This is a genomic window from Pseudonocardia sp. EV170527-09, assembly GCF_008369905.1.
In the GTDB taxonomy this organism is placed as follows: domain Bacteria; phylum Actinomycetota; class Actinomycetes; order Mycobacteriales; family Pseudonocardiaceae; genus Pseudonocardia.
In genome coordinates this window covers 1-4,535 of sequence record NZ_VRMC01000172.1, presented here as the reverse complement: position 1 = coordinate 4,535, position 4,535 = coordinate 1, and the positions used below count along the sequence as shown (strand labels likewise).

General features: G+C 70.0%; 4 protein-coding genes. 3 read left to right on the top strand and 1 reads right to left on the bottom strand.

What is annotated here, in order from left to right; translation table 11 throughout:
- Window positions 1-139: 139 nt before the first annotated feature.
- Window positions 140-454, top strand: a complete 315-nt coding sequence (locus tag FVA95_RS34115; RefSeq protein ID WP_149666745.1) for a sigma factor-like helix-turn-helix DNA-binding protein — start codon at window positions 140-142, stop codon at window positions 452-454.
- On the opposite strand, the gene FVA95_RS27580 is transcribed toward FVA95_RS34115, so the two are convergent.
- Window positions 361-1,098 (bottom strand): hypothetical protein, encoded by a 738-nt coding sequence (locus FVA95_RS27580; protein WP_149666743.1) that lies wholly within the window; start codon window positions 1,096-1,098, stop codon window positions 361-363. The genes FVA95_RS34115 and FVA95_RS27580 overlap by 94 nt on opposite strands.
- A 373-nt stretch (window positions 1,099-1,471) precedes the next feature.
- Between FVA95_RS27580 and FVA95_RS27575 the strand changes: the two genes are divergently transcribed.
- Together FVA95_RS27575 and FVA95_RS27570 are read left to right on the top strand one after the other, a co-directional pair.
- Window positions 1,472-2,383, top strand: a complete 912-nt coding sequence (locus tag FVA95_RS27575; RefSeq protein ID WP_161992497.1) for a ParA family protein — start codon at window positions 1,472-1,474, stop codon at window positions 2,381-2,383.
- A 1,760-nt stretch (window positions 2,384-4,143) separates the two neighbouring features.
- Window positions 4,144-4,530, top strand: a complete 387-nt coding sequence (locus FVA95_RS27570) for a hypothetical protein (protein WP_368667374.1) — start codon at window positions 4,144-4,146, stop codon at window positions 4,528-4,530.
- Window positions 4,531-4,535: the final 5 nt, after the last annotated feature.

The following is a 4,535-nucleotide window of genomic DNA, read 5'->3' as shown; positions in this document are numbered from 1 at the left end:
CCGACGGCCCCGTCGTCTACGAAGCCACCTTCTCCACCATCCAAGCCGCACGCGGACGCAAAGGCGGCCGCGCCCGCGGCGCCGGCAAGACCGCGGAAGCAGCGACGCTCCTCGCCGCTGTGGACAGCAAGGCATTCCGGTGAGCGCGGTTCGGCCTCGACGTCGTACCCGGACCGCCCGGGAACTCGCCGAAGAACTCGACGTCACCCCCCGCACCATCCGTAAGTACGCCGCCGAACCACGCGCCGACTACGAACAACGAGCCAAGCACCGCCGCCGGACCGTCGTGACACTGCGGCTCCAAGGACTCTCCTACAAGCAGATCGCCGAACAGACCGGCGACAGCGCCAGCACCGTCGCTCATCTGCTCCACGCCGCCCGCCGACACGGCGAAATGCCCGACATCGACGGCCGCACCCGCCAAGGACGCGCCACCATCCAGGGGTCCCCGTAGGGCAGCACCACGGTGGCGCCGCGGCTGGTCTGGTCGGTCTTGGACCGGGCGATGCGCAGGTGCAGCCCGTCTACGGGGTGGAAGGTCACGTCGGCGGCGGTGAGGGCGGCGAGCTCGCTGCGGCGTAGCGCCCCGGTGAACCCGATCAGCAGCGCGGCGGCGTCGCGGGCGGCGATCAGCCCGGCCGGCCAGGTCCCGAACCCCATGTCCACGAGCACGGTGCGCAGGTCCTCCAGGAGCAGTGGGCGCATCTGGTGGGTGGCATGGGCGCGGGTGCGTTTGATGCCGGTCAGGACCGCGCCGACGGCTGGGTCGCGGGTCGGGGACGGGTGGCCGGCGTCGTGGTGTGCGGCGGCGATCGCGGCCAGGCGCCGACCCATCGTGGCCGGGGAGAACGTCGCCTCCCCTCTCGGGGTGCGGGTGGCTTCGAGGTCGGCGAGGTAGAGCCGCACGGTGTCCACCGCCGCCGGCAGGGACCCCCGCCCCGCTGCGGCGCACCAGCGGGCGAAGTGCGCCCAGTCCCCCGCGTAGGCACGGCGGGTGCGCGGTGCTCGCGCGGCGGTGGCGTGGGCGTCGGCACGGGCGGCCAGCGCGGCCAGCGATGCGGCCCGGGCGGCCGCGGCCGCGACACCGTCGGGCAGCACCGCGGCGTCCAGACCGGTCCCGGGCTCGGCCGAGACGCCCGCTACACGGTGCGGGCGGCGCGGCGCGCCGACGCGCCGCCCTCGCGTGTGCGTGGGCCGCGGGGGTCGCTCGTGTCGGGAGCACCCCCGGTGCCGCTGACAGGATCAGGCTGCAAGACCTCGGCGTGTCACCCGACCTGCCACGACGCTACTGAGAACACCTCCTTGGGCTGGCTGACCAGCGGACCCCGCTCATGACCCAACGTAATTATTTTCACTAGCGGAAATACCTGCATGTTACAGCTGTTGGTGCATGCCATCCTCTACGGATCGACGTCCGGAAACACATGTGTTTCCGCATGTTGTAATGGTGTCGTCGGTACCTTCGTTTATGATGTCGTTCATGACCGCAGAATCGAGTGCTTGGGCGGCGTTGGAGCGTCAGCAGCAGGCAGGGCCGGTGCCGCTGCGCTGGCCGGACGACCTCGACACCGTGGTACTCGCGATCGACAGCGAGAAGGGCGGCGTCGGGAAGTCCTCGCTCGCTGGCGGCCTGGTCGCTGTCATGGCGGCGGCCGGGCACGACGTCCTGGCCGTGGACCTCGATCCGCGCGCGACCTTGACCGCTGAGTTGGATGCGGCGACCCTCGAGGGCGCCGCTGCACTGCCTGGGGTCAACGACCTGCTCTTCGAGGACCAGGACCGTGACCCCGGCGAGCTACCGGAACTGCGCGGCTTGGCCGAGCAGGCCGTGCGCCCGGCCGGCCCGCAGTGGGGGAACCGAGTCCAGGTCCTTGCCGCCGAGCGGGCCCTGGCCCACCGCGAGTCCGACCTGAGCACCCCCAACCTCGAACACCGCCTAGCCCTGGCCCTCGACGGCGTCAAAGACCGGTTCCGGCTGGTCGTCATCGACCTGCCACCCCGGGCCGGCGGCAAACTCGTGGGCGCCGGCCTACTCGCAGCCACCCACGTCCTGTTCCCCGGCACCCTCGACGCGGACGGACTGATCGGCGTCCAGGACGCCCGCAAGACCGCGCAACGAATCTCCCGCGCGCATCCCGCGACGCTGCGCCCGGTCGGCGTCCTGCGCACCAGCATCGAACCCCGGACCAAACTCGCTGCCCTGAGCGACCAGCGCTTCCTCGACACCTTCGACGACGTCCTCGACATCGTCGTCCCCAAACGCATCGTGCGCAGAGAGGCCCGCACCGCGTGCGTGCCGATCACCACCGCGCCGACCCGCGACGCCCACGACCTCACCACCGCCTACACGCTGACACTCAACACGATCGCCGAGGTGCACTGATGGCAGGACTCATCGACCACGCCACCCAGCGACGCCCACTGCGACGGGCCACCGACGCCGACCGCGACCCGGCCGACCTCACCGGACCGCCACGACGCCGTAACCAGCAAGAAAAAAACGACAGTACAACCACTATCACACCAGCAGCTAATTCTGCTAGCAGCAATGAAAACGCTAGCGCTAGCGATAGCGCTGTTCCTGCGGGTAAGGACCTCGGCACACCGGTCACACCGGAGACCAGACCCGACCCCCGGAGCGCTTCCAGTACCCGAGGGGGAGGGAAGCCACGCCGAGTCGGCCGCCCGCGTGGGCCGGACCGGGTCCAGATCTGCACCCGGATCCTCCTCGACCTGGACAACGCGCTGACCGAGGCCGTGGAGAGCACCGGCCTGTCGGTCCAGCCGATCCTCGAACAAGCCCTCCGGGACTGGTTCGAGACCCACGGCTACCTCGACCGGACATCCCGACCTCGCCCCATCGACAGCTCGGACTGACCCGAGATCAGATTCGACTGCACTGCCGACTGTATTTCCGCACGCCGGAATACAGCCGATCGTGAGTGTCGCCGGCGGCGATCACCGGCTGGAGTGCCAGTGCGGCGGCGGTGTACAGGAACACGCCCCGCCGCTCTGACACCCACAGCGACACTCCGGGCTGCACCCACACGATGCAGCGGCCCCAGCGGCCCCAGCGGCCACCCGAGCCACAGCCTGCTCCGCAGCTTGATCGGCAAGCTGCTGTGTCTGCTGTGTCTGGTTCATCGCGGGTCCTTGTGACCGGGCACCATAACCGGCCTGATGCCTTGCGGTGCGCCATCAGGCAGCGGCCCCACCGCATGAGCACCGGTCGCGGACACGGTGTGGGCGGCCGGCCGCGGACCAGCCACCCCGCCCGAGTGCTGCGGCCGAGCCTGACCCGGCTCCCACACCTCGTAGAACGGCTGCGCGCCCAGCCCGTCCACCGACGCCGCCGACGCCGCCGATGCGGCGGATGCGGCGGATGCAGTCATCGCCGCCGACACAGTCACCACAGCAGCAGCAACCAGCACCGCAGCACCGGCCCGGCGCGTGAAAGTAACAGTTGACATGCCGCCCAGCAGAACACAGCTACCCGCCGCCAACAGCACTCCACACACAGTGAGTGAGCTTCCCCGAGAACACCGAGCGCGCCTCGCCCGCCGACAGCAGTACCGGCCGGTAACAGCTCCGCCACAGCCCCTTCCCCCAGAGCGCGGACGGGGCCACACTGCACCATGTCCGGGACACAGTCTTCGAAGACGTGAGGGCTCCGTCCAGGGCTTCGTCCAGAGTTCCGTCCAGGGCTTTGTCCGGGTGTGACGGTGTGAGCGTGCTGGGGAGCGCATGACATCGCCCGCCGCACCGGGCCTCCCCCGGGGGTGGGGTTGCCGGCCCCTCCGTCCGTCGGCAACCTCGCCCCCGCACACACTGATCACTGACCGTGTCCGATCCCTGGGCGCTACAGGCCCACGTGTGGTCCTTCAGGGGGGCCGGATGAGGGTGTTGGTGGCGGGGGGTGGTGGACATTCCGCGGTCGGGTGATCGGGTTTGACCTGGGGTTTCTGGTCGGGAAGGGTTTGCGGGTAGCTGGTACGGGCTCCCCCCTTGTTCGAGTGCCGGCACGCCCACAGCCACCACTCACAGCACCCACCGGCCCCCCTTTTTTTCCGTTGTCGTCACAGTCCGCGGCCAAGGAGGGGGGTGGGGAGGGTGTCCGGTGGTGGCTGCGACATGGATGGAGAGATGACTGTGATGTGGAAGAAGGCAGGGATCGTGGCGGCGGCGTCGGCGGCGGCGCTGATGGCGCTCTCGCCGGTGGCGATGGCCCACGGCGGCAGCGGCGACCACGGCCACGGCGACGGTGGTGGGATCGACAAGAGCTCGCAGGGGCTGGTCTCCGGGTTGAACGGCAACAACATCAACGTGCCGATCCAGGCCTGCAACAACAACATCCCCGTCAACCTCCTCGGTGTTCAGGTTCCCATCGAGGACGCCGCCGCGGCGAACGGGCTGACCGGGGCGCTGGGCATCCTCGGCTCGGCCACCGCGAAGTCCGGGCACTCGGTCACCGACCAGTCCGATGACTGCGCCCAGGTCTCCGGCGCCGGCGACACCGTCAGCGGCAAGTAACACCC